The sequence below is a fragment of the Acidimicrobiales bacterium genome (assembly GCA_025455885.1).
Taxonomy (GTDB): Bacteria; Actinomycetota; Acidimicrobiia; order Acidimicrobiales; family Acidimicrobilacustridaceae; genus Rhabdothermincola_A.
On the sequence record JALOLR010000001.1, the window covers coordinates 209,042 to 231,124 of the forward strand.

A 22,083-nucleotide genomic window follows, 5' to 3' on the forward strand; every position below is an offset into this window, starting at 1 on the left:
CATGGCGACCACGTCCTCGCCGACCGCGGTCCAGAGGGTCGCCGTGCTGCTCGGACGCGAGCCCGAGGAGCGGTTCTCGATCCACCGCGGCTACATCGACGGCGTCGTCGCCGCCGGAGCGCTGCCGGTGCTGCTCGTGCCCGGTCCCGCCGGCGCCGACGAGGCGGTGCTGGCCGCGGTCGCCGAGTGCGACGCCGTGCTCGTCACCGGCGGCCACGACGTCGACCCGACCCTCTACGGGGAGGCGGACGGCGGCCTGGTGAAGGGCATCGACGCCGACCGCGACCGCCTCGAGGTGGAGGTGGTGCGCCGGACGGTGGCGAGCGGTCGGCGGCTCCTCGGGATCTGCAGGGGCATCCAGATCCTCAACGTCGCCCTCGGGGGCTCGTTGCACCAGGACCTCGTCACCGACGGGCTCGACCAGCACTCGGTGGAGGACCGGCCCCACGAGCCGGTGCACGACCTCGAGGTGGTGCCCGGTTCGCTGATCGAGGGCCTGCTCGCCGGGCGGACCAAGGTCAACTCGCTGCACCACCAGGGCGTGAAGGTGCTCGGCGAGGGCCTCGAGGCCACGGCGTTCGCCCCCGACGGCCTGATCGAGGCCTTCGAGGCCCCCGGGGTGCTGGGGATCCAGTGGCACCCCGAGCGCATGCTCGGCTTCGACGACGTGTTCCACGCCCCGTTCCGCTGGCTGGTGGGGTCGGGGTCGTGAGGGACCGGGTGGCCGTGGTCACCGGCGGCGGCCGCGGCCTGGGCCGGGGCATCGCGTTGGCGTTGGCCCGGGCCGGGAACCACGTGGTCGTGAACTGGACCTCCGACGAGGCCGCCGCGGCCCGCACCGTGGCCGACGTGCAGGCCGCCGGCCGGCGGGCGACCCTCGTGCGCGGCGACGTGGTCGACCCGGCCGCCTCCCAGGTGCTCGCCGAGGCGGCCGAGGACCTCGGCGACCTCGAGGTGTGGGTCAACAACGCCGGGGTGTCGGTCCTGGCCCCGGTGGTCGACACCGAACCGTGCGACCTCGAGCGCATGTTGGCCGTCAACGTCATGGGCACGTTCCACGGGATGCGGGCGGCGGCGCGCAGCATGTTGACCCACCGGCGCTGCGGTCGGATCGTCAACGTGGCCTCCGAGGCCGGCGTGCAGGGCTTCCCCTACCTCGGCGCCTACAGCGCCACGAAGTTCGCGGTCGTCGGTCTCACCCAGGCGGCCGCCGTGGAGCTCGCCCCGGCGGGCATCACCGTGAACGCAGTGGGGCCGGGCACGGCCGAGACCGACATGGTGGCCGCCGAGCGGGTGGCCGAGTCGGGCTTCACGCACCGGTCGGTCGCCGAGGTCCGCCAGGACTACCTCGACGCCATCCCCGCCGGACGGTTCTGCCGCCCCGACGACGCCGGCGCCCTCGTCGCCTGGCTCGCCGGCCCCGACGCCGCGTTCCTCACCGGTCAGACCCTCCTCGTCAACGGGGGCGCCGTCCTGCACTGACCCCGACCGTTCCCCACCCCTCGACGACCGTTCCCACCCCATCCCCCCGAACCACCCCCACCCCCCCGGAGGCACCGTGACCCGACCATCCCGTCTGCGACTCTTCGCCGCACTGACCGTCGTACTGGCCCTCGTGCTGGCGGCCTGCTCGTCGGGTTCGTCCGACTCGTCGTCGGAGGGCACCGGCGGCGGCAGCGAGGACACCACCCTCGACGTGGCCTTCGTCGCCGACATGCAGGTCCCCGACCCCGACATCTTCTACGAGATCGAGGGGAACCTCGTCGTGACCTCGGTGTACGAGGGACTCGTCCGCTACAAGCCCAGCTCCCCGGAGATCGAGCCGGCGCTGGCCGACTCCTGGACGGTCTCCCCGGACGGGCTGACGTACACGTTCAACCTGAAGCCGGACGTCAAGTTCGCGAGCGGCGCCCCCGCCGACGCCCAGGCCTGGGTGGAGAGCTTCCAGCGGCGCCTCGACGTCAACGCCGCACCGGCCTACATGTTGGCCGACGTCGTCTCGACCGCCGCCCCCGACCCGACGACCTTCGTGGTCACGCTCGCCAACCCGGTCAACCCCTTCCTCGACTACCTGGCCGCCGCCTACGGCCCGAAGGCCGTCGACCCGACCGTCCTGGCCGCCGAGGGCGGCGACGACTTCGCCCAGAGCTATCTGGCCACCAACTCCGCCGGCACCGGGCCGTACCAGATCTCGGAGTTCAACGTCGGTACCGGGTACCAGCTCACGCTGAACCCCAACTACTGGGGCCCGAAGCCGTACTTCGAGACGGTCAACATCTCGATCATCCCGGACATCGCCACCCAGCGGCTGAAGCTCGAGAGCGGCGAGCTGGACATGATGACCCACGGCCTCCCCGTGGCCGACGTCGAGAGCTTCCGCGAGAACCCCGACTTCCAGGTCCAGACGTTCCCGGTGCTCATCAAGACGATGCTGTCGGCCAACCCCGACCAGGGTCCCTTCGCCGACGAAGCGGTGCGCAAGGGCCTCCAGCAGGCGTTCGACAAGGAGGCGCTCACCGAGGAGATCTACGCCACACAGGCAGAGCCGAGCACCCAGGTCTACCCGGCCACCGTCCTGCCGCCCACGCTGGCCCTCGACGTCGACACCTACGACCCGGAGGCTCTCACCACGGCGGTGGCCGCGCTCCCCGCGGACCAGCGTTCGGTCGACATGGCGTACTCCGAGGACGAGGGCGGCACCATCGGCCGGCTCGCCGAGACCGTCGCCACGACCCTGGAGCAGGCCGGGCTCGACGTCACCGTCCGGGGGCTCCCCATCGGCCAGGTGCTCGAGCTGCCCACCGCCGAGTCGGGCCGACCCGACCTGTTGCTGTTCAGCTTCAACCCGGATGCCGCCCACCCCGACACGTGGGCCCGCATCTTCTACTTCACCGGGGGCGGCCTGAACTTCCTCGGGTGCTCCGTCCCTGCCGCCGACGCCCTGATGGACCAGGGCCTCGTCCAGCTCGAGACGGCGCCCATGCAGCAGTTCTACGGCCAGGCCGGTGACGAGATCGTCGACTCGGGCTGCTACACCACCATCGCCGACAACCTCGAGGTGGTGGTGGCCCGCACCGGTATCACCGGGTTCGTGCATCAGATCGCGACGCCGTACACCGTGCGGCTGAAGGACCTGACCGCCGGATGACCGTTCCGGCCCCGACCGTCGTCGAGTCCCCGGTCACCGCTGACGCGGTGGCCGGGGGCCCGGTGGCGTCGGTTCGCGACCTCTCGGTCACCTTCCGGCGCGGGGGCCGGGAGGTCCGGGCCCTGCGGGGGGTGTCCCTCGACGTCGCTCCCGGGGAGATCGTCGGCCTCGTCGGCGAGTCCGGCTCGGGCAAGAGCGTGCTGGGGCTGAGCCTGCTCGGGCTCCTTCCGGCCACGCCGACACCCACCGTCGGAGGCTCGGCCGTCGTGGCCGGGGTCGACATGGTGTCGGCCCCGGCGGCCGAGCAGCGCCGGGTGCGCCGCCTGCACCTGGGAGCGGTGTTCCAGGACCCGATGACGTCGCTCGACCCCACGATGACGGTGGGCCGCCAGGTCGCGGAGGCGGCGGGGGACGACGAGGACCACCTCGAGTTGCTCGACGCGGTCGGCATCCCCGACCCGGCCCCTCGGGCCCGCTCCTACCCCCACCAGCTCTCCGGTGGCCTGCGCCAGCGGGTCATGATCGCCATGGCCATCGCCGGGCGACCCCAGCTCGTCATCGCCGACGAGCCGACGACGGCCCTCGATGTCAGCGTGCAGGCCCAGATCCTCACCCTCATCCGTGATCTCTGCGACCGGACCGGGACGTCGTTCCTGTTCGTGACCCACGACCTGGGCGTCGCCGCACAGCTCGCCGACCGCATCGTCGTCATGTACGGCGGGCGGGTGGCCGAGACCGGCCCGGCTGCGGCGGTGCTCGGGGCGCCGGTCCACCCCTACACCACGGCGCTGCTGCGCAGCCGACTCACCCTGGCGAGCGACCGGACCAGGCCGCTGGCCACGCTGCCCGGCGAGCCCCCCGACCCGCGGGACCTGCCGCCGGGATGCGCCTTCGCGCCGCGGTGCGACTTCGCCGTCGACGCCTGCAACGACGCCCTGCCCGAGCTGACCTCCGCGCTCGTCGACGGCGACGGGCCCGGGGGCCACGAGGGCACCGTCGCGTGCATCCGGGCCGGCGACACGGTGGCCGCCGCGGCCGCCGAGCACGAGCCGTGGGGCCGGGTGTCCCTCACCCTCGCCGGGTACGGCACGCCGAGGGAGTCGCCGGTCCGCCTCGAGGGCGTCCACCGGTCCTTCGCGGTCCGCCAGGGGTTCCGCCGGTCCCGCACCCTTCACGCCCTGCGCGGTGTCGACCTCGAGGTCGGGGTCGGCCAGTCCGTCGCGCTGGTCGGAGAGAGCGGGAGCGGCAAGTCGACGTTGCTCCGGGTGGTCGCCGGGCTCCTCGGCCCGGACGCCGGACAGGTCACCCTCGGGGAGGGCGGGCAGCCCCAGATCGTCTTCCAGGACGCCGGTGCCTCCATGACCCCGTGGCTCACCGTCGGCGACCTGCTCGAGGAACGCGTCCTCGACCAGTCGAAGGCGGAGCGCCGCCGGCTGACCCGCGAGACGCTCGAGCTCGTCGGCCTCCCCGCCGAGGTGGCCGCCGCGAAACCCAAGCAGCTCTCCGGCGGGCAGCGTCAGCGCGCCGCGCTGGCCCGGGCGGTCATCCGGCCGCCGGCGTTGCTGTTGTGCGACGAGCCCACGAGCGCCCTCGACGTCTCCCTGGCGGCGACGGCGCTGAACCTGATCGGCCGCCTGCGCCGGGAGCTGGGCATGGCCGTGCTCTTCGTCACCCACGACCTGGCCGCCGCCCGCCTCGTCGCCGACCGGGTCGCCGTGATGTACCTCGGGCGCATCGTCGAGTCCGGTCCGGTCGACGACGTCATCGCCAACCCGCGCCACCCCTACACGCGGGCGCTGCTGGCCGCGGTCCCCGAACCGGGCGCGGTGCACGTGCCGCTCCCCGGCGACCCCCCCAGCGCCATCGACCCCCCGGCGGGGTGCGCCTTCCACCCCCGGTGCGCGCTGGCCACCGACGCCTGCCTCCAGGAGGACCCCGTGCTCGTCGTGTCGCCGTCGCTCGTCGCCGGCCCCGACCACCTCACCGCCTGCCACCACCAGGACCGCGACTGATGGCCGTCGCCGAGCCGTACGTGGCGCCCCCCGTCCCGGGGCGGTTCGGCCGGGCCGCGCTGCGTCGACGCGGCGGGATGCTGGCTCTCGGCACGACCTTCGACAAGGTCGCGCTCGGTCTCCTCGGGTTCGTGACCCTCCTGGCCCTCGTCGGACCCCTGCTGGCCCCGAACCCGCCCGACGAGGCGGTCGGGGCGCCGTTCCAGGCGCCGTTCTCGCCCGGGTTCCTCCTCGGCACCGACGACATCGGCCGCGACATCCTGAGCCGGGTCCTCTACGGCATCCAGTCGAGCTGGTTCTCGGCGCTGGTCGTCATCCTCTCCGGGGTGATCATCGGCGGGATCGTCGGACTGCTCGCCGGCGCGGCGGGCGGCTGGGTCGACGCGGTGCTGATGCGCATCACCGACACCTTCCTCGCCCTCCCCGGCCCCGTGCTCGCCATCGCCGTGGTCGCCGCGCTCGGCCCCGGGCTGCGCAACACGCTCGTGGCGGTGGGGCTGGTCTGGTGGCCGTACTACGCCCGCATCGTGCGCGGCGAGGTGCGGGCGCTGGCGTCACGGCCCCACGTGGAGGCCGCCCGGCTGGCCGGGGCGGGCCGCACGCGGATCATGGTGCGCCACCTGCTCCCCGGCACGGTTGGCGTGACGGTGGTGGCGGCGTCGCTCGACGTCAGCGCGCTGCTGCTCACCCTGGCCAGCCTGTCGTTCCTGGGTCTCGGCGCCCCCGCCCCGGCGCCCGAGCTGGGCGCCATGACCGCCCGGGGACTCACCTACCTGCTCGAGTACGCATGGATCCCCCTGGTCCCCGCGGTGGCGGTGTTCCTCCTCGCGCTGGTGGCCAATCTCGCCGGCGACGGCATCCGAGACCTGATCGGGCGCCGGTGACGGCCCCGGGGAGGACCTAGGCCATGGCACGGTTCATCGTCGGGCGCATCGGCGCCATGATCGGCGTCATCCTCGTGTTGGTGCTGTTGTTGTTGGTGCTGCAGCGCTACACGCCGGCCGACCCGGTACGGGCCAAGCTGGGCGCCAGCGCCCGGCCCGAGATGGTCGAGGCCGAACGTGAGCGACTCGGCTACAACGATCCCCTCCCGGTGCAGTACCTCGACTACGTCACCGGCCTCGTGACGGGCGATCTGCAGGAGTCCCTGCGCACCCGTCGCCCGGTCGCCGAGGATCTCGGCGAGTTCCTGCCGGCCACCGCCGAGCTGGCCCTGTTCTCGCTCCTGCTCGCCATCGGGATCGGTGGGGCGCTCGGGATCGCCTCGGCGGCGCGCTGGCGGGGCTCGGGGGTCCTGCGGGTCGTGCTCGTCGGGGGCTCGTCGGCGCCGGTGTTCCTGTTGGTGCTGCTCGGGCTGTTGGTGTTCTACCGACAACTCGGCTGGCTCCCCGCCACCGGACGGACCGGGATCTCCGATGCGCCGGAGGGTCCCACCAACTTCCTCGTCCTCGACGGTCTCCTCGCGTTGCGCTTCGACGTGGTGGGCGACGCCTTCCGCCACCTGCTCCTGCCCGGGCTGTGCCTGGCCATCGGCCCTGCGGTGGCGATCGGCCGCACGCTGCGGGGCAGCATCATCGACACGATGGGCACCGACTTCGTGCGCACCGCCCGCAGCCTCGGCACGCCCGAGCGGACCGTGATGCGCCGCCATGCCCTGCGCAACGGGATCGGTCCGGCCCTGTCGATGACCGGCCTGCAGGTGGGCCTGATGTTCGCCGGGGTGGTGGTCGTCGAGTCGATCGTGGCCTGGCCGGGCATCGGCCTGTACACGGTGCAGAGCATTCCCCGGCTCGACTTCCCGGCCATCGCCGGGGTGACGCTCGTGCTCGGGGTGCTCTACGTCGTGGTGAACACGATCGTCGACATCGCCCAGACCGCCGCCGATCCCCGGTTGCGGGTCTGAGCGCTCCTCGCTGACCGTGGGGGGCGGGGTCCCAGCAGGCAGACTGGGTCGGTGACCGATCCCGGCGTCCCGCCCCCGCCGCCACCTCCTCCTCCGCCCACTCCTCCGCCGGCGTCGCGGCCCGTCGACGGCCCGCCCGCCTGGGCGCCCCCCGCCGTCCCGCCGCCGGGGTACCCGGCCGCCCCGCCCACCCTCGGCACGACCCCGCAGCCGTACCCGGCGGTGCCACCGCCGTACGGCCCCCCACCCGCCGCCCCGGCCGGGGCCCCGCCCCTCCCCGTCATCCGGTGGGGGATGGGCGACGTGGTCTACGGCCTCCTGCTGTGGGTGACCGGCGGGATCCTCGCCACCATCGCCCTGTTCGTGTTCGGGGCGATCGACGTCCAGGACGGCAGCATCGACGAGCTCGGCGTCGGCATGGTCGCCGTGGCGTTGAGCGCCGGGTGGATGGGCTTCGTCGGCTGGCCGATCGTGGCCACGATGCGCAAGGGCCAGCGCAGCCTGGTGAAGGACTTCGGTCTCGACATCCGTTGGATCGACGTCGCCTGGGGCCTGCTCGGCGGGGTGGGGGCCATCGCCGTGTCGGTGGCCGGCGGTGTGCTGTGGACCGTCGTCTCGGGCGACGACCCGCCGTCGAACGGCGACTTCCTGCCCTCCTCGCCGGGGCTCGTCGGCGGGTTCGTGCTGTGGGTGCTCGTGGCGGTGCTCACGCCGATCGCCGAGGAGCTGTTCTTCCGGGGACTCATGCTGCGCGCCGTGGCCCGGCGCTTCGGCCTGCCGATCGGCATCGCCGCCAGCTCGATCGTCTTCGGGATGTTCCACGTCTCGGCCCTGACGTTCTCGGGCCTGTTCATCGTCGTGGTGACCGGGGCCTACGGTGCGGTGTTCGCGCTGTTGGTGCTGCGGGCGAACGGCCGCCTGGGCCCGGCCATCGTGGCGCATTCGGTGGTCAACACGATCGGCGTCCTGGCCCTGCTGCTCACCTGATCGAGCGAGGGGAAGCGCCGGCGATCAGAGCTCGCGCGGGGGGACCCCGAACCGCTCGCGCACGAGCTCGAGCGGCTCGTCGACCATGGCGAGGTGATCGGCCGACGTGAAGTCGGCGCCGCAGCGCGCCCCCCGGTCGAAGGCGTGCGCCACGATCGCAGTGGCTCCGGGCCGGGACAGCACCGCGTGGCTCGCCCCCTTGTCGACGAAGCCCGCCTCGTGCACGCCCAGGTTGCCCATGAGCTGCACCCAGTGCTCGTCGGTGTCGGCGATGCCGAGCTGCAGTGCGCCGAGGGCGATCTCGCCGATCCCGGTCGGCTCGTAGCCGGCGATGACATGGTTCATGTCGTGGGCGACGAACACGGCCGCCGACGAGGTGTCCTCGCCGGGGAGGGGGAATCCGTGGGTGTCGTAGAAGGCCACGTAGGCTCGGCCCAGCGAACCCTCTGGGCACGCCTGTAACCCACGTAGCCGGGCGGCGAGCGCCGGATCCCTCCGGATCGGGGCGCTCCCCGGGGGTCCCGCCAGCGAGGGCTCGCGCAGCCCCGGCTCGGCCGCACTGAGCCACCGGTAGTAGTCCTGGCTGGCTGCCGCCACTCCCGCCTGGACCAGGTCCCGGGCGATGGCCATGGCGTCGTCGTCGCCCCCGAGGTACCGGGCGTAGGTCGCGACTCGCTCCACCTGGTCCGCGATGAGCGGGTGCCGGCACATCTCGGCGAGGACGAGCAGGTGGCGCACCCGGCGTCGCTGCTCGTCGTCGGTGAAGGTCGCCGCCGCCTCCTCGGGTCTGAGGGCGGTGAGCTCGTCCACCGCCACGGGTACGTGGAAGTAGCCCCTCGCCAGCGCTCCGATGAGCGATCGCTGCTCCTCGGTGGGTCCGGCGCCGACGGAGCACACCCCCACCAGGATGGCCAGCGTCGGGACGGCATGGCGGTCATCGAGGATGCGAGGCACGCTGCACTCTGCCAGTTGCCCCGTGTGCCCGTCGCGGATCCCCAGGGCCAGCAGCGGCTCTTCGCGCCGCCGCCAGCGGAGGTGGAGTGCACGGTGTCGGGTGGCCGGGCGGCGAGGGGAAGCGCCAGCGACCGAGGCGCACCCGCGGCGCTCCGCGGGGCGTGAGGTGGTGGCGAGCCATGGCCGGGCGGCGAGGGGAAGCGCCGGCGACCGAGGCGCACCCGCGGCGCTCCGCGCCGCCATGGGTGCGGTGCGAGCGGGGGGACTCGAACCCCCACGTCCGAGGACACCGGGACCTAAACCCGACGCGTCTGCCAGTTCCGCCACGCTCGCTCGTGGTGGGCTCACCGTAGCGCCGCGGCCGGCAGGGAGGGCCGTGGGGGCGACGCCGGTAGTCTGCCCAGCGGGTCGCCGAGGGGCGGCCCACCCCAGCTCCGCCCGCCCGGGCGAGCCCGCACCCGAGGAGACCGATGGATCACTCGCCGCTCGCACCCACGGCCCAGACGATGGTCACGGAGCCGGGCTCGGAGATCTACCGCATGTTGCTCAAGGAGCGCATCGTGGTGCTCGGCAGCGATGTGAACGACACCGTCGCCAACCAGATCGTGGCCCAGCTGCTCTACCTCGAGGGCCAGGACCCCGACAAGGACATCTGGCTGTACATCAACTCCCCGGGCGGCGTCATCACCGCCGGCATGGCCATCTACGACACCATGCAGTTCATCTCCCCGGACGTCGGCACCATCTGCATGGGGCTGGCCGCCTCGATGGGCCAGTTCCTCCTCACCGCCGGGGCCCCGGGGAAGCGCTTCACGCTGCCCCACGCCCGCATCCTGATGCACCAGCCCCTCGGCGGGGTGCAGGGTCAGGCGTCCGACATCGCGATCCAGGCCGAGCAGATGGCCTACATCAAGCGTCTCATGGCCGAGCGCATCGCCCACCACTCCGGCCAGCCGGTCGAGCAGATCGAGCTCGACTCCGAGCGTGACCGCTGGTTCACCGCCGAGCAGGCCAAGGAGTACGGCCTGGTCGACAAGGTCATCGAGGGCCGCGGCGAGCTGCGCTGACCGGATCCGCCGACCCGTCTCCGGATCGGGTCGGCGGCCCGCTCAGGGGGCGGGCGGTTCGGCGTCCGCCGTGGGCGGGGGTGGCGGTGTGGTCGGCACCAGGCCGCCGGTGGCGAGGTCGACCCCGCAGTTGGCGCCGGTCCACCTCGTCACCTCGTTGCCCGCTGCGCTCACCGTGTCGGCCTGGTCCTGACGGCCGCGCAGCACCTCCGACAGGGCGGTCCGGCGGTCGCCGCCGGCCGTGTCGACCGTGGCGACGAGCACGTCGAGGGTGTCGGCGAGCACCCGTACGGACGGCTCGATCTCGGGCGGGGCCACGTCGACCGCGGACCGCATGGCGTCGGCCTGGATCGAGAGGGCGACCGCGTCGGCGGTGGCCAGCGCCTCGTCGAGGCCCTCGGTGCGCAGGAGCTGCTCGCACAGCGCCTCCCGGGAGGGCTCGGGCTCGGCACTGCACGCTGCGCCGCCGCCGGCGAGGATCGCGGCGACGAGCACGGCCGGCACGGCACGGTGCGGGCGGCGGGCTCGGGAGGTGCGGGTCGTCACCCGCGTCGGGCCGCGACGGCCAGGGCGCGGAGCTCGCTGGTGGCGTGCTCGAGGCCCGACGGGTCGCGGAACAGGGCGCTGCCGGCGACCAGCACGTTGGCCCCCGCGGCGGCCGCCCCGCCGATCGTCGACGGGCCGATGCCGCCGTCGACCTCGATGTCGACGTCGAGGCCCCGGTCGACGACCAGGGCCCGCACCTCGGCGATCTTCGGCTCCATCGTGGGGATGTAGCTCTGGCCCCCGAAGCCGGGGTTGACGGTCATGACCAGCACCATCTCCACGAGGTCGAGCACGTTGGCCACGGCGTCGACGGGGGTGGCGGGGTTGAGGGCCACCGCCGCCGAGGCCCCGAGGTCGCGGATGCGCCCGAGCGTGCGGTGCAGGTGGGTGCACGCCTCGGCGTGCACGATGAGCAGTCGGCAGCCCGCCTCGACCATCGTGTCGAGGATCCAGGTGGGCTCGTGGACCATCAGGTGGGCCTCGAAGGGCACGGTCACGTGCGGCCGGGCGGCGGCCACGACGTCGGCGCCGAAGGTCAGGTTCGGGACGAAGGTGCCGTCCATGACGTCCCACTGGATGCGATCGACACCGGCCTTCTCGAGGGCGATGCAGGCGTCGCCGAGGTGGGCGAAGTCGGCGGGGAGCACCGACGGGACGATCTCGACGGCTCGGGGGCCGGTCTCGGGCATGTGGGCCTCGGCGGGGACGGCGGGCACGGACGGCTGACGATACCTGCCTACGCTGCGCCGATGATCGACGGCGAGGGAGCGGCTCAGGTCGTCGTGGACGCCGAGCGCCTCGTCGCCGGGGGAGAGGCGCTGGCCCGCCGCGACGACGGGCGGGTGGTGCTGGTCCGGGGGGCGCTGCCGGGGGAGCGGGTGCGGGTCCGACTGCTGGGCGCCCGCCGGGGCGTCGAGCGGGCCGTCGTCGACGCCGTCCTGGAGGCCTCGCCCGATCGCCGACCGGCCCACTGCGCCCACGTGGCCGACGGGTGCGGGGGCTGCGACCTCCCCGACCTCGCGGCGTCGGGGCAGGTGGCGGCCAAGGAGGCGATGGTGGTCGACGCGCTGCGGCGTCTCGGGCGGATCCCGGACCCGGTGGTCCGGGCCGGCCCGCCGCTGCCCACCGAGGGCTTCCGGACCACGCTGCGCCTGGCCGTCACCGGCGGGCGGGCGGGCCTGCGGGCGGCGGCCAGCCACGACGTCGTGGCGATCGACCACTGCGTGGTGGCCCATCCCCTCCTCGACGAGCTGGTCGCCGACGGGGAGTTCGGTGCCGCGACGGAGGTGACGCTGCGGGTGGGCGCGGCGAGCGGCGAGCGGTTGGCCGTGGTGGCACCGACGACCGAGGGGGTCGTCCTGCCCGACGACGTCGTCGTGGTGGGCCGTGACGAGCTGGCCGCGGGGCGTCGGGCCTGGCTCCACGACGACGTGGCCGGGCGCCGGTTCCGGATCTCGGCCGACTCGTTCTTCCAGACCCGCGCCGACGGCGCCGAGGCGTTGGTCGCCGTGGTGCACGACGCCGTCGGCGACGTCCTGTCGGGGCCGGGGCCGGGGTCGGCGAGCGGCGGCCCCCGCACCCTGGTCGACGCGTACTGCGGCGTGGGGCTCTTCGCCGGGGCCCTGCTCGACCGGGTGGGGCCGGACGGCCCGGGGTGGCGGGCGGTGGCGGTCGAGCGGAGCCGCTCGTCGGTGGCCGACGCCCGTCACAACCTCGGTGACCTGGCGGTGCGGGTGGTCGGGGCGTCGGTGGAGCGCTTCCGGGCCCCGCGGGCCGACCTCGTGGTGGCCGACCCGTCGCGGGCCGGGCTCGGGCGGCGGGCGGTGGCGGTGCTGGCCGCCACCCGGGCGGCTCGGATCGTCCTGGTGAGCTGCGACGCCGCCTCCGCGGGCCGTGACGCCGCGCTGTTGGCCGCCGCGGGCTACCGCCTCGTCGAGTCCGTCGTGGTCGACCTCTTCCCCCACACCAGCCACGTCGAGGTGGTCACCCGGTTCGACCGGGAGGTGGACGGCGGGTGACCTGAACATGACGCGTCGGTGGGCGAGCATGGGGTCATGAGCGAGGATTCCGGCACAGGTCATCCGGACGCGCCGTCGGCTCCGAACACCGGCAGATCCATGACGCCCTCCGACCTCCCCAACGCCAGCGACGCCGTCCTCGTCATCGCCATCAGCCGGTTCGACGAGCGCGCCCTCGCCGAGGCCTACCGACGTCACGCCGGTGCGGTGTTCGCCCTGGCCCGGCGGTTGCTCAACGACGCCGCCCTGGCCGAAGAGGTCGTCCAGGAGGTGTTCCTGCGCCTCTGGAACGCCCCCGACAAGTTCGACCCCGAACGAGGGGCTCTCCGCTCCTACCTCCTGGCGCAGAGCCACGGCCGGTCCGTCGACCTGTTGCGCTCCGAAGGGGCCCGCCGCCGCCGTGAGGAGCGCGACGCGCAGCGCACCGCCGAAGCCGGCTACGACCTCGAGCACGAGGTGCTCGACCTCGCCGAGGCCGAGCGGGTGAAGGTGGCCATGGCCCAGCTCCACGACAACGAGCGCCGGGCCATCCAGCTCGCCTACCTCGGGGGTCACACCTACCGCGAGGTCGCGGCCATCCTCGGCGAGCCCGAGGGTACGGTGAAGAGCCGGATCCGGACGGGCCTCAAGAAGATGCGGGGCCTGCTCGATGCGTCTGACGTGGAGGTGCTGCGATGAGCGATCTCGACCTCTCGGTGCCGGAGATCGAGGAGCTGCTGGGCGCCTACGCCCTCGACGCCGTCGATCCCGACGAGCGGCGCGTCGTCGAACGCCACCTCCTCGACTGCCCGCGCTGTCGGGCCGAGCTGGCCGGTCACCTCGAGGTGGCCTCGTGGATGGCCGGTGGCGGTGCCGCTGCGCCCGACGGGCTCTGGGACCGCATCGCCGGAGCGCTCGAGGAGCGTCCGCCCGAGATGCGCCTCACCGTCGCCGACCTCGACGTGGCCCGCCAGGCCCACGGTTCTGCGGCTGCGGCCCCGGCTGCGCCGGTGCCGGCCGCCGACCGACGGGGCGCCGAGGTGGTCTCGCTGTCGTCGCGTCGTCGGGTCACCCAGGTCCTCGTCGGTGCGGTGAGCGTGGCCGCCGCGGTGATCCTGGTGCTCGGCATCGTGGTGGCCCGCCAGGAGGACCGCATCGACGAGATCGGTCGCGAGGTGGCCTCGGTCGACATGCAGCGCGCCGCCGGCCAGGCCATGGCCGACCCGGCCGCCACCAAGGTCGCCCTCACCCCGCCGGCGGGCGGCGACGCCAAGGCCACCGTCGTGGTGCTCGGTGACGGGGCCGGGTTCGTGCTCGGCACCGACCTGCCGCCGCTCCTCGACGATCGCACCTACCAGCTGTGGGGCATCCAGGGCGACCGGGTGATCTCCCTCGGCGTGCTGGGCAGCGCCCCCACCGTCTCGGCCATCTCGACGGGCGGGGTGGGCTTCACCACCTACGCCCTCACCGAGGAGGACCCGGGCGGGGTGCCCCAGTCCTCGAACGACCCGGTGGCTCTCGGGACGGTCTGACGCCGACCACCCCGCCGGGGAGATTGTCGATCGGATAGGTCGGGATTAGGCTGCGGGCATGTCCGCCTCCTCCACTCCCGCCCCGATCGACCCCCGGGGCCCCCGCACCAACCAGGCCGTGCTCGCCGTGGCGCTCGTCCTCGCCGCCGCCACCGGCCAGGCGTGGGTGGTGCCCCTCTTCGCCGTGGTGTTGTTCCTGGGCGCCGCCTTCGGTCCCCGCTACGGGCCGGTGCTGCGGTTCTACCAGGCGGTCGTGAAGCCCCGGCTCGCACCGCCCGCCCACCTCGAAGACCCCCGGCCGCCGCGCTTCGCGGCCGCCGTGGGGGTGGTGTTCCTCGGGGCCGCCACCCTGGCCCTGGCGTTCGGCGCCTCCACGCTCGGGTGGGCCCTGGCCCTCGTGGTGGCCGCCCTCGCCGCTCTCGCGGCGATCACCGGGCTGTGCGTCGGGTGCGAGATGTACGTCTGGTACGTCCGCCTCCGGGGCGGCGTCCGGATCGTCACCGTCGACCGCACCGACGACGGGGGCGCCCATCCCGACCACGGCGCCCACGGCGGGCACCCGGCGTTGCCCGCCGGCCTCGTCGCCGACCGCGAGAGCTGGGTGGTGTTCACCACCGAGTACTGCGCGGTGTGCCCCGGTGTGGTGGCCACCATCGAGGCGGCCCGCCCCGACGCGGTGGTGCACGTCGTCGACGTCGCCGCCGATCCCGGCCTCGCCGCCCGCTACCGCGTGCGCCGGGCACCGACGGTCCTGCGCGCCGAGCCCGGTGGCCGGGTGGTCGCGCGGGTGACGGGCGCCGACGGGGTGCGCGCCGAGCTGGCCGACCTCGTCGCCGCCGCCCCCGCCCCGAGCTGAGCCCGCCGTCGTGCTCGCCGTCACCGCCGCCCGGTTCGACCCGGACGATCCGCTCTCCGCCCTCGAGGTGGGGCCGCGTCCCGAGCCCGAGGTGCCCGACGGGTGGGTGCTCGTCGAGCTCGAGGCCGTCGCCGTGAACCACCACGACCTGTGGAGCCTGAAGGGGGTCGGCCTCACCGAGGCGCAGCTCCCGATGGTGCTCGGCTGCGACGGTGCCGGGCGCGACCCCGACGGCAACGAGGTCGTGGTGCACGCCGTGATCGGCGACCCCGACGCCGGCGGCGGCGACGAGACCCTCGACCCGCGCCGCAGCCTGTTGTCCGAGCGCCACCCGGGCACGCTGGCCGAGCGGGTGGCGGTGCCCCGCCGCAACCTCGTCCCCAAGCCGGCCGGGCTGAGCTGGGAGGAGGCGGCGTGCCTGCCGACCGCGTACCTGACCGCCTACCGGATGCTGTTCACCCGGGGTGGCCTGCGCCCCGGCGACACCGTGCTGGTGCAGGGGGCCGGCGGGGGAGTGGCCACCGCGCTCATCCTGTTGGCGAGGGCGGCGGGACTGCGGGTGTGGGCGACGGGGCGCCGGGCCGACCGGCGTGAGCACGCCCTCGCCATCGGCGCCCACGCCGTCTTCGACAGCGGCGAGCGCCTGCCCGAGAAGGTCGACGCCGTCATGGAGACGGTGGGCGCGGCGACGTGGAGCCACTCGCAGCGCTCCCTGCGCCCCGGCGGGGTGCTCGTGGTGGCCGGCGCGACGAGCGGCAACGACCCGAGCGCCGACCTCGCCCAGGTGTTCTTCCTCCAGCGTTCGGTGATCGGTTCCACGATGGGGACCCGAGACGAGCTCGTGCGGCTCGTGCGGTTCTGCGAGGCCGTCGGCGTCCGGCCCCTCGTCGACTCCGTGCGACCCCTCGCCGAGGCGCGGGATGCGTTCGCCCTGATGGCCGAGGGCGACGTGTTCGGCAAGCTGGTGCTCACTCCCTGAGCCGGCTCAGGGACGCCGGTCCGGGTGCGCCCGGGTCGGTGGCCGGGCGGTTGTTCGGGCTCCGGGGCGAATCTGCGTCATGCTGGAGGGGTTCACCCGCAGTGTCCTCGACCGAGGCGCAACACCCACAAGGAGCATCTGTGAACCGACGAGATCTGGCCGCCACGGTCGCCGAGCAGGTCGGCAAGAGCCGAGCGGAGGTCGAGGGCATCCTGACCGAAGCGCTGAGCACCATCACCGACATCGTGGCCAGCGGCCAGGAGGTCGCCCTGACCGGCTTCGCGAAGTTCACGCCCGTCAAGCGGGCCGCCCGCATGGGCCGCAACCCCCAGACCGGTGCGCCGGTGAAGGTCCCGGCCAAGACGGCGGTGCGCATCACCCCGCTCAAGGCGTTCAAGGACACCGTGAACGAGGGCAAGCGCCCGGCCAAGAAGGCGCCGGCCAAGAAGGCGCCGGCCAAGAAGGCGCCGGCCAAGAAGGCGCCCGCGAAGAAGGCTCCGGCCAAGAAGACCGCCGCCAAGAAGGCGCCCGCGAAGAAGACCGCCGCGAAGAAGGCTCCGGCCAAGAAGCGCTGACGTCGTCGGCACGCGGTCGAGCCCGCACCGGCCGCGTGCCGACGACTCCTCCACGGCCGTTCTCTGGCGCCGACGCGACGCGCCCTGTCGGACCGCCGGGCAGTGGGGCGCCCGCCGTGGCTTGCGATGTCCGGACGGGGGTTACCAGCGCGACGTGAGGTCGAGCTCGTCCGACGGCACGGGCCGCCCGAGCAGGTAGCCCTGGACGAGGTCGCAACCCATCGCCCGCACCCTGCGGAGCTGCTCCGCGGTCTCGACGCCCTCGGCGACCGTGGTCAGGTCGAGGGCGCCGCCGAGCCCGACGATGGCCTCGGCGAGGGCGCCGTCGTCGTCGCGACCCAGCCCCCGAACGAAGGTCCGGTCGATCTTGACCAGGTCGACGGGCAGGTCGCGCAGGTACTGCAGCGAGCTGTAGCCGGTGCCGAAGTCGTCGAGGGCCACCCCGACGCCCGTCTCGCGGAGGCGGCGCAGACGGTCGCCGGCGTTGCCCAGGGTCTCGATGAGGGCGTTCTCGGTGAGCTCGACGATCAACCCCTGCGGACGGGCCCCGGCGGCCCGGCACGCCTCGAGCACGATGTCGACCACCGCCCCGTCGAGGAGCTGGCGGGGCGACATGTTGATGCTCACCCGGAGGTCGGATCCGGTCCGTTGCCAGGCGGCCAGCTGGATGCAGGCCCGGGCGAGCACGTGGGTGCCCACCTCGGCGATCAGCCCGCTGCGCTCGGCGGCCGGGAGGAACTGGGCAGGGAGCAGCAGGCCCCGCTCGGGGTGGCGCCAGCGGACCAGCGCCTCGACGCCGTGGACGCGGCCATCGGTGCACGACACCACAGGCTGGTAGTGGACCTCGAGCTGGCCTTCGCGCAGGGCCACCCGCAGGTCGGCCTCCTGTTCGAGGCGCTCGACGGCCTCGGCGCGGAGCCGGGCGGTGAAGAGCGTGGCCCGGCCGCGTCCGTCGGCCTTGGAGCGGTACATGGCCACGTCGGCGTCGCGAAGCAGCTCGGCGGGCTCGTGGAGGGCGTCGCCGACCACGACACCGATGCTGGCGCTCATGGTGAGCGACTTGCCGTCCACCTCGTAGGGCAGGGCCAACACGTCGGCGACCCGCTCGCACAGGGGGGCCACGTGGTCCATCGAGGCGACCTCGCACACCATCACGAACTCGTCGCCGCCGAGGCGGGCCACGGTGTCGGTGGGGCGCACGCACTCTCGCAGGCGTTGCCCGGCCTCGACGAGGAACTCGTCGCCGGCGGCGTGGCCGAGGGCGTCGTTGACGATCTTGAAGTCGTCGAGGTCGAGGAACAGCACCGCCACCTCGCCACCGCTGCGGTCACGGCGGTGCATGGCCTGGGCGAGGCGGTCGAGGAGCAGCAGGCGGTTGGGGAGGCCGGTGAGGACGTCGTGGCTGGCGAGGTAGGCCAGGCGGGCCTCGATCTCGCGGGCCTCGGTGATGTCGAGGACCTGGCCGAGCACGAGGGGTGGTTCGGCGTGGGCGGGGTCGGAGAGCACCGACATCGAGAGCCGGACGAGCACCGTCGACCCGTCGGGGCGGACGTGGCGCAGCTCGCACTCCGATCGGGTGGTCTCGCCGGCGATGAGCTGGGCCCGGATCCGCGCCGCCATGTCGAGGTCGTCGCGGTCGGTGAAGTCGTCGAGACGCCGCCCGACCACCTCGGCCCAGCTCCTCCCGAGCAGCTCGCAGAACGCGGTGTTGACCCAGAGGAGCCGGCCGTCGGCCGACGACATGCTCATGCCGATCGGCGACTCGTCGAACGCCCGCCGGAACCGGGCCTCGCTGGTGGCCACCGCCTCCTCGGCGGCGCGCAGCCGCTCCTCGTGGCGTCCGGCGCGTTCGTCGGTGCTGGCACCGGGTGGGCTGGGGTGCGGCACGGGAGGCGGTCTCCGCTCGATCGGGCGACGCCGGGCGGTCGCGTCCGGCGACCACGAAGCGTAGTGAGGGGTCGGGTGGCGGAGGGGGACGGCGCCGGTGCGACGCGGTCCGTGTCGCCCGCGACCGACGGCCTCCTCCCCGCCTCGCGGGTCGGCGGCGCCACTCGCTGGCGACGGCGCGCCACCGGGGCCGACCCGATCTGGGCTAAGGAGGTCACGTGGCTCCGACGACCCCCATCGCCGAGACCGGCGCCGCGGCGCCCGGGCGGCCGGCGCGCCGGGCGTGGCTGGTGCTGGCCGGGCTGGTCGTCGTCGCGGTCGTCGTCACCGGCGCGGGGTGGGCACTCGATCGTGACTCGGGACCGGCGGGGTCCGTCGCCGCACCCTGGACGCTCGAACCCCACCAGCGGTTGGGCGTCTGGGTCGACGCCTTCGACTGGTCGAACGCGCTGGGCGGGGAGACCCCCGCGGTCGGCGAGGACGACTTCGCCTCGATGGCCGACCTGGGGATCGAGACCGTGTACCTCCAGACCTCGCACCAGGGTGCGCCCGACCAGGTCGTGCTCGAACCCGACCGGCTGGAGGGCCTCATCGACGCGGCCCACGAGAGCGGCCTCTCGGTGGTGGCCTGGTACCTGCCGACGCTGGTCGACGTGGACACCGACCTCGAGCGCCTGCTGGCGTCGGCCGAGCTCGACGTCGACGGGCTGGCGGTCGACATCGAGTCGAGGGCCGTCGAGGACCCCGTGACGCGCAATGCCCGGCTCCTCGAGCTCGGTGCGGCGCTTCGATCCGCGATCCCCGACCGGACCATCGGCGCCATCACGCTCTCGGCGGTGCACCTCCAGGAGGTGAACCCCGCCTTCTGGCCGGACTTCCCGTGGGCGGAGGTGGCCGAGACCTACGACCTGCTCCTGCCGATGGCCTACTGGTCGATCCGCCTACCTGAGTGGCGAGACGGCAACCGCTACGTGGGCGAGAACATCGACCGGATCCGTGCCGCCGCCGGCGACCCCGACCTGCCCCTCCACGTCATCGGCGGCATCGCCGACGGAGCCACCGTCGAGCAGGTGGACGGCATGCGCCAGGCCATCGAGGCGCGCGACGGCATCCTCGGGGCCAGCCTCTACGACTGGGCCACGTCCTCACCCCAGCAGTGGGCGGCGTTGCGCGCGTTGCGCGATCGCGACCCCGGCGCGTCGAGCGGCGGCTGACACCCGGGTCTGCGACACGGCCGGCGTCGTGGTGCGCCGAGGATCCGTCGGGCCGTCCGCCGTGCTCCGGGTACGGTTCGCGGCGCCGTGGGGGGTCGACGTCGTCGATCCGCGACCCACGGGCCGACCCACACCCGACCCGTAGTGCCAGGAGACCGACGAACCATGATCCGCTTCAGCGTGCTGTACCCGAAGACCGAGGGCGCCACCTTCGACCACGACTACTACGCCAACAGCCACGTCCCGCTGGCGGTCAGCACCTGGGGCCTCGACGGCGCCGAGATCGACAAGGGGATCGACGGCCCCTACGAGGCGGTCGTGCACTTCACGTTCGAGTCGATGGACGCGCTGGGCGCGGCGTTGGGGGCCGAGGGGACCGGCGCGGTGATGGCCGACGTGGCGAACTACACCACCATCACCCCGGTGACCCAGACCAGCGAGATCGTCTGACGTCGTGAAGCCCTCGGGGATCGTGTTCGCGGCGCTCGACTGCGATGCCGACGCCATCGAGGCGTGGAACCGCTGGTACGACCTCGAGCACACGCCGATGAACGTGAGCCTCGAGGGCATCATGCTCAGCCGTCGGTACGTGGCGACGCCCGACCTGCACGCCGTGCGCCTCTGCGAGGAGGGCTCGCCCTTCGCCGGCGGTCGGGCCACGTTCCTCACGACCTACGTGGTGAGCGGTGACCCCCAGGTGGCGTTCGACGACATGAGCGTCACGCTGCCGAACCTCTACGAGACGGGGAGGATGACGTTCCCCGCCGACAAGAAGGCGGTGCGCGAGGGCGACGTGTTCGCGGGCACCGAGGCGTTCGGTCGTCCGGGCCTGCAGCTCGACGCCGCCGACGTGCCGTTCGTGGGTCACACCGGGGTGATCGTGATCCAACGTCGTGAGCCCGACGGGCGGGCGGCGCGTCTCGCCGAGCTCGACGGTGTGACCGGCACGTGGACGATGGCGTCGCGTCGGCGCCCGGGCCTGTTCCTCGACCTGGTGTTCGTCGAGGACGACCCCGGCGGGCGGGCCGTCGCCATCCGCGAGGCCGTGCCCCACACCGCCGCCGTGGTGCTCGACGCCCCGTACCTGCTCATCGACCCGATGCGCTACCCCTGGGCCGAGTCGCTCCGCACCTCCGACCTCCCCGCGACGGTCGGCTGAGCACCGCGGGTGCTCAGCCCGGGGTGGCTGCCAGGTCGCCGCACATCGCAGCGAACGAGTGGGGGTTCGCATCGTCGAGGGGCAGGGTGTCGGGCCCGCCGTCCGGGGGATCGGCCGGTGGTGCTTTTCCGATCGCCGAAGGATCCCAACCCGCGCAGAGCTCGGCACGGACGTCGGGCGGCAGCCCCGCGCTCGGGTCGGCAGCCCACGCGTCCAGGGATGTGACCTGGTCGGCCGGGGGGAGCTCGATGGCCACGGGCTGGCCGAGCTCGCTCAGCTCCACGGAGATCTGCACGGTTCCCACAGTGCGCGGCGGTTGGCCGTCGATGGTGGCGGAGGTGTCCCATGGGACGAGCTGGCTGTCGACGCCGTCCATCGTCAGTTCGACCCGGGTGAGGTACCCCGCAGCGTCGACCCATGCGGTGAAGGGGACGTCGGGGGTGGTCCACCGCTCGCCTTCGCTGTAGCTGATGGGCTCCGGGTCGGGGAGTTCGGCGGTCCGGACGACGCCGTCGTACCGGGTGCGGTCCCCGTCGGCGCTGCTCTCCACGTCGGCTGCGGCGTTCAGGTAGGCGACGAAGGCCCGCCCGCCGTCGAGGTCGTCGAGACCTCGCGGTTCGATGACGTTGCTTCCCCACTCGTCCATAGGGGCGGACATCCAGACGCTGGGCCAATCCGGGACCATTCCGGCGGCCTCGGAGTAGATCAGCCGGGCGGGGAGATCGACGACCGCTCGGGTGGCTGTTCCGTCTGGGCTGAGCAACCCGTTGAGGCTCTCGAGGTAGGCGGCCGTGGCCGGACCCATGGCGATGTCGGGCGTGGGGGGCGGCGTCGCGAGAGTGGGAAAGCGGATGAACTGGCTGAGGGCCGCCCGGCCGGTTCCGGTGTCGTATCGGCTGTCGGTCCGTAGCTCGACCGGCGCGCCGATGGTCTCGACCTCACCCGGTGCGGCCAGATCGAGGTCGATCTGGACGACGGAGCGGCCCGTCGGTTCGGCCAGCGTCGCTGCGACGGCGTCGGCGAGTGAGGCTGCGGCGTCGTTGTCGCCGGTGGATGTCGTGGTCGAAGCGGGGGTCCCGCATGCTGCAAGGGTCAGCGACGCGGCGGCGGTGAGCCCGCTGGCCCATCCCCAACGGCCAGTCGTGTGTGCGCGAAACCTCATGTCGCCCCCGGGCGTCGGCGTGTGCACATGATGGCAGCCAAGGGGCCGATGCGGGCGGCGGTGGCGTGTGGCTCTCGAGCGGTCGACTCGTTGACGGGTCTGCCG

At 73.7% G+C, this 22,083-nt stretch carries 22 protein-coding genes and 1 tRNA gene; 17 read left to right on the plus strand and 6 right to left on the minus strand.

Translation table 11 applies throughout. The features are described 5' to 3' along the window. Window position 1 precedes the first annotated feature (1 nt). From MUE36_01005 to MUE36_01035, 7 genes are all read left to right on the plus strand, one after another. On the plus strand, window positions 2-712 hold the full coding sequence (locus MUE36_01005; GenBank protein ID MCU0309510.1) for a gamma-glutamyl-gamma-aminobutyrate hydrolase family protein: 711 nt from the start codon (window positions 2-4) through the stop codon (window positions 710-712). Continuing rightward, a complete protein-coding gene (locus MUE36_01010; protein ID MCU0309511.1) occupies window positions 709-1,482 on the plus strand; it encodes an SDR family NAD(P)-dependent oxidoreductase in 774 nt (257 codons plus the stop codon). Before MUE36_01005 ends, MUE36_01010 begins: the two co-directional genes overlap by 4 nt. A 76-nt stretch (window positions 1,483-1,558) precedes the next feature. Next, on the plus strand, window positions 1,559-3,148 hold the full coding sequence (locus tag MUE36_01015) for an ABC transporter substrate-binding protein (GenBank protein ID MCU0309512.1): 1,590 nt from the start codon (window positions 1,559-1,561) through the stop codon (window positions 3,146-3,148). Continuing rightward, window positions 3,145-5,160 (plus strand): ABC transporter ATP-binding protein, encoded by a 2,016-nt coding sequence (locus MUE36_01020; protein MCU0309513.1) that lies wholly within the window; start codon window positions 3,145-3,147, stop codon window positions 5,158-5,160. The genes MUE36_01015 and MUE36_01020 overlap by 4 nt, the downstream gene beginning before the upstream one ends. Next, a complete protein-coding gene (locus MUE36_01025; GenBank protein ID MCU0309514.1) occupies window positions 5,160-6,044 on the plus strand; it encodes an ABC transporter permease in 885 nt (294 codons plus the stop codon). Before MUE36_01020 ends, MUE36_01025 begins: the two co-directional genes overlap by 1 nt. A 23-nt stretch (window positions 6,045-6,067) precedes the next feature. Next, window positions 6,068-7,063, plus strand: coding sequence for an ABC transporter permease (locus MUE36_01030; protein MCU0309515.1), 996 nt, complete (start codon window positions 6,068-6,070; stop codon window positions 7,061-7,063). A gap of 480 nt (window positions 7,064-7,543) precedes the next feature. Further along, entirely contained in the window at window positions 7,544-8,050 is a 507-nt protein-coding gene (locus MUE36_01035) for a CPBP family intramembrane metalloprotease (GenBank protein ID MCU0309516.1), read from the plus strand. 24 nt (window positions 8,051-8,074) lie between these two features. Here MUE36_01035 and MUE36_01040 read toward each other — a convergent pair whose 3' ends face one another. Further along, entirely contained in the window at window positions 8,075-9,004 is a 930-nt protein-coding gene (locus MUE36_01040; GenBank protein MCU0309517.1) for a ubiquinone biosynthesis protein COQ4, read from the minus strand. A 251-nt stretch (window positions 9,005-9,255) separates the two neighbouring features. Continuing rightward, window positions 9,256-9,337 (minus strand) — tRNA-Leu (locus MUE36_01045). Window positions 9,338-9,510: 173 nt separating this feature from the next. On the opposite strand from MUE36_01045, the gene MUE36_01050 reads away from it, so the two are divergent. Then, window positions 9,511-10,071: an ATP-dependent Clp protease proteolytic subunit gene (locus MUE36_01050; protein MCU0309518.1), complete on the plus strand. Its 561-nt coding sequence runs from the start codon at window positions 9,511-9,513 to the stop codon at window positions 10,069-10,071. A 42-nt stretch (window positions 10,072-10,113) separates the two neighbouring features. Here MUE36_01050 and MUE36_01055 read toward each other — a convergent pair whose 3' ends face one another. Both MUE36_01055 and rpe read right to left on the minus strand, forming a co-directional pair. Then, complete coding sequence (locus tag MUE36_01055; protein MCU0309519.1) at window positions 10,114-10,566, minus strand: hypothetical protein; 453 nt, start codon at window positions 10,564-10,566, stop codon at window positions 10,114-10,116. Between the two features lie 47 nt (window positions 10,567-10,613). Beyond that, complete coding sequence (gene rpe / locus MUE36_01060; GenBank protein ID MCU0309520.1) at window positions 10,614-11,333, minus strand: ribulose-phosphate 3-epimerase; 720 nt, start codon at window positions 11,331-11,333, stop codon at window positions 10,614-10,616. A 33-nt stretch (window positions 11,334-11,366) separates the two neighbouring features. On the opposite strand from rpe, the gene MUE36_01065 reads away from it, so the two are divergent. From MUE36_01065 to MUE36_01090, 6 genes are all read left to right on the plus strand, one after another. Further along, window positions 11,367-12,635, plus strand: coding sequence for a hypothetical protein (locus MUE36_01065; GenBank protein MCU0309521.1), 1,269 nt, complete (start codon window positions 11,367-11,369; stop codon window positions 12,633-12,635). A 99-nt stretch (window positions 12,636-12,734) separates the two neighbouring features. Continuing rightward, the gene (locus MUE36_01070) at window positions 12,735-13,313 is read left to right on the plus strand and encodes a sigma-70 family RNA polymerase sigma factor (GenBank protein MCU0309522.1); all 579 of its coding nucleotides are present in this window, start codon (window positions 12,735-12,737) and stop codon (window positions 13,311-13,313) included. Then, entirely contained in the window at window positions 13,310-14,146 is an 837-nt protein-coding gene (locus MUE36_01075) for an anti-sigma factor (protein MCU0309523.1), read from the plus strand. Before MUE36_01070 ends, MUE36_01075 begins: the two co-directional genes overlap by 4 nt. A gap of 58 nt (window positions 14,147-14,204) precedes the next feature. Beyond that, window positions 14,205-15,002, plus strand: a complete 798-nt coding sequence (locus MUE36_01080; protein MCU0309524.1) for a DUF4395 domain-containing protein — start codon at window positions 14,205-14,207, stop codon at window positions 15,000-15,002. Between the two features lie 10 nt (window positions 15,003-15,012). Continuing rightward, the gene (locus MUE36_01085; GenBank protein MCU0309525.1) at window positions 15,013-15,981 is read left to right on the plus strand and encodes a zinc-binding dehydrogenase; all 969 of its coding nucleotides are present in this window, start codon (window positions 15,013-15,015) and stop codon (window positions 15,979-15,981) included. Between the two features lie 140 nt (window positions 15,982-16,121). Next, on the plus strand, window positions 16,122-16,556 hold the full coding sequence (locus MUE36_01090; protein MCU0309526.1) for an HU family DNA-binding protein: 435 nt from the start codon (window positions 16,122-16,124) through the stop codon (window positions 16,554-16,556). Between the two features lie 141 nt (window positions 16,557-16,697). Here the strand turns inward: MUE36_01090 and MUE36_01095 are convergent, their stop codons facing one another. Then, window positions 16,698-18,443 carry an EAL domain-containing protein gene (locus MUE36_01095; GenBank protein MCU0309527.1) on the minus strand — a complete coding sequence of 582 codons (1,746 nt, stop codon included), beginning with the start codon at window positions 18,441-18,443 and terminating at the stop codon, window positions 16,698-16,700. 218 nt (window positions 18,444-18,661) lie between these two features. Between MUE36_01095 and MUE36_01100 the strand changes: the two genes are divergently transcribed. From MUE36_01100 to MUE36_01110, 3 genes are all read left to right on the plus strand, one after another. Next, on the plus strand, window positions 18,662-19,657 hold the full coding sequence (locus MUE36_01100; GenBank protein ID MCU0309528.1) for a hypothetical protein: 996 nt from the start codon (window positions 18,662-18,664) through the stop codon (window positions 19,655-19,657). Between the two features lie 165 nt (window positions 19,658-19,822). Then, window positions 19,823-20,107: an EthD family reductase gene (locus tag MUE36_01105; GenBank protein ID MCU0309529.1), complete on the plus strand. Its 285-nt coding sequence runs from the start codon at window positions 19,823-19,825 to the stop codon at window positions 20,105-20,107. Window positions 20,108-20,111: 4 nt separating this feature from the next. Then, complete coding sequence (locus tag MUE36_01110) at window positions 20,112-20,816, plus strand: hypothetical protein (GenBank protein MCU0309530.1); 705 nt, start codon at window positions 20,112-20,114, stop codon at window positions 20,814-20,816. A gap of 13 nt (window positions 20,817-20,829) precedes the next feature. Here MUE36_01110 and MUE36_01115 read toward each other — a convergent pair whose 3' ends face one another. Beyond that, window positions 20,830-21,978, minus strand: a complete 1,149-nt coding sequence (locus MUE36_01115) for a hypothetical protein (GenBank protein ID MCU0309531.1) — start codon at window positions 21,976-21,978, stop codon at window positions 20,830-20,832. Window positions 21,979-22,083 lie beyond the last annotated feature (105 nt).

Bases quoted from the DNA above. Each gene is read 5' to 3' on its own strand.
- MUE36_01005 (MCU0309510.1), top strand. From the start codon at position 2: ATGGCGACCACGTCCTCGCCGACCGCGGTCCAGAGGGTCGCCGTGCTG.
- MUE36_01020 (MCU0309513.1), top strand. From the start codon at position 3,145: ATGACCGTTCCGGCCCCGACCGTCGTCGAGTCCCCGGTCACCGCTGAC.
- MUE36_01025 (MCU0309514.1), top strand. From the start codon at position 5,160: ATGGCCGTCGCCGAGCCGTACGTGGCGCCCCCCGTCCCGGGGCGGTTC.
- MUE36_01030 (MCU0309515.1), top strand. From the start codon at position 6,068: ATGGCACGGTTCATCGTCGGGCGCATCGGCGCCATGATCGGCGTCATC.
- MUE36_01035 (MCU0309516.1), top strand. From the start codon at position 7,544: ATGCGCAAGGGCCAGCGCAGCCTGGTGAAGGACTTCGGTCTCGACATC.
- MUE36_01050 (MCU0309518.1), top strand. From the start codon at position 9,511: ATGGTCACGGAGCCGGGCTCGGAGATCTACCGCATGTTGCTCAAGGAG.
- MUE36_01065 (MCU0309521.1), top strand. From the start codon at position 11,367: ATGATCGACGGCGAGGGAGCGGCTCAGGTCGTCGTGGACGCCGAGCGC.
- MUE36_01070 (MCU0309522.1), top strand. From the start codon at position 12,735: ATGACGCCCTCCGACCTCCCCAACGCCAGCGACGCCGTCCTCGTCATC.
- MUE36_01075 (MCU0309523.1), top strand. From the start codon at position 13,310: ATGAGCGATCTCGACCTCTCGGTGCCGGAGATCGAGGAGCTGCTGGGC.
- MUE36_01080 (MCU0309524.1), top strand. From the start codon at position 14,205: ATGTCCGCCTCCTCCACTCCCGCCCCGATCGACCCCCGGGGCCCCCGC.
- MUE36_01105 (MCU0309529.1), top strand. From the start codon at position 19,823: ATGATCCGCTTCAGCGTGCTGTACCCGAAGACCGAGGGCGCCACCTTC.
- MUE36_01115 (MCU0309531.1), bottom strand. From the start codon at position 21,978: ATGAGGTTTCGCGCACACACGACTGGCCGTTGGGGATGGGCCAGCGGG.